Source organism: Frankia sp. CcWB2 (genome assembly GCF_977927585.1).
In genome coordinates this window covers 1,987-3,430 of sequence record NZ_CDWRCM010000300.1, presented here as the reverse complement: position 1 = coordinate 3,430, position 1,444 = coordinate 1,987, and the positions used below count along the sequence as shown (strand labels likewise).

Annotated in this window: 2 protein-coding genes; both read left to right on the top strand. The window is 66.6% G+C overall.

Annotated elements, in window-relative coordinates:
- A partial coding sequence (locus ACY45C_RS20780) for a helicase HerA domain-containing protein (RefSeq protein WP_462189236.1) occupies positions 1–556 on the top strand: 556 nt, incomplete at its 5' end.
- 33 nt (positions 557–589) lie between these two features.
- The coding region (locus ACY45C_RS20775; RefSeq protein ID WP_462189235.1) for a type IV secretion system DNA-binding domain-containing protein at positions 590–1,444 on the top strand (855 nt) is incomplete at its 3' end.

Here is a 1,444-nt window from a genome sequence, read left to right as displayed (position 1 = left end):
CCTCGGCCGGAGCCGGGTAGCCGCTGACATGAGCGCCCACCGCTTGCCGGTGGTGACGTTCCCGCTCGTGCTGAACACCGCCGAACTGTCGGCGCTCGTCGCCTTCCCCTTGGGTTCCGTGATGCTGCCGGGCCTGCGGCTGGGCGGCACCCGGCAGTTGGCCCCCTCCGCCGACATCCCAAGCGGTCCGCGGATTGTGGCGCGGTCTACCTTCCCCGGGGTGCAGCGATCCTTGGCGCTTTCGGTCACGGACTCACTACGGCATGTACATGTGGTGGGGCCGACAGGTACCGGGAAATCTACATTGCTGCTAGGGATGATTACTGGCGATATGCAGGCCGGGCGCGGGGTGATCGTCTTGGACCCGAAAGGCGATCTTGTAAGTGATGTCCTCGACCGGGTGCCAGAGAAGCGCCGGGACGAGGTGGTCATCCTCGACTCGGCGGACGAGGCCCGGCCGGTGGGCCTGAACCTGCTATCCGGTAGCCACCGCGCGCCGGAACTGGCCGCCGACCAAATCGTGGGGATATTCCACCAGCTCTATAAAGCCTTTTGAGGGCCGCGCACGGACGATATTTTGAGGGCTTCGATGATCACGCTGGCGAGCGAGCCGGGGATGACTCTCACCGAAGTGCCGCTGATCCTGACGGATGCCAATTTCCGGCGGCGGCTGGTGGCGAAGGTCGATGACCCGGTAGCCCTCGGTCCGTTCTGGGCGGCCTACGAAGCCATGAGCGACGCGGAGCGTGCCCAGGCGATTGGTCCCGTTATGAATAAATTGCGCGCCTTTCTGCTGCGCCGCCGGGTACGCAACGTGCTGGGGCAGGCCCAACCCCGGCTGGATCTGGCCGAGGCCTTGGCCCAACGGCGCATCGTGCTCGTGCCCCTGACCAAGGGTGTGCTGGGGGAGGAAGCAGCGGCGCTCGTTGGATCACTGGTTGTAGCCAGAGTGTGGCAAGCCGTACAAGCTCGGGCTGCCGTCGCAGCAGACCGGCGGCCAACCACCTTTTTCTACATCGATGAATTTCAGGACTTCCTGAACCTCCCGATGGGCGTGGCCGATGTGTTGGCGCAGGCCAGGGGCCTGGGACTCGGTATGACCTTGGCCCATCAACATCTGGGGCAGCTGTCGGCGGACCTTCGGGAAGCAGTCCTGGCCAATGCCCGCAGCCGGGTGATCTTCCAGGCGGCTGCGTCAGACGCTGGGCGGCTCGCCAAGGAGCTGGCGCCGCATCTGGGGGCAGCGGACTTGCAGGGGCTGGGTGCGTATGAGGTTGTGGTGTCGCTGTCGGCCGGGGCGCGGGTGGCCCCACCTGCCACCGGCGTGACGCTGCTGCCGCCTCCGGCTACGGGACAGGCCAACATCGTGCGGGCCGCCTCGCGGGATCGCTTCGGGCGAGACCGGGACGAGGTGGAAGCCGCCATCCGGGCACGCCATGACGGT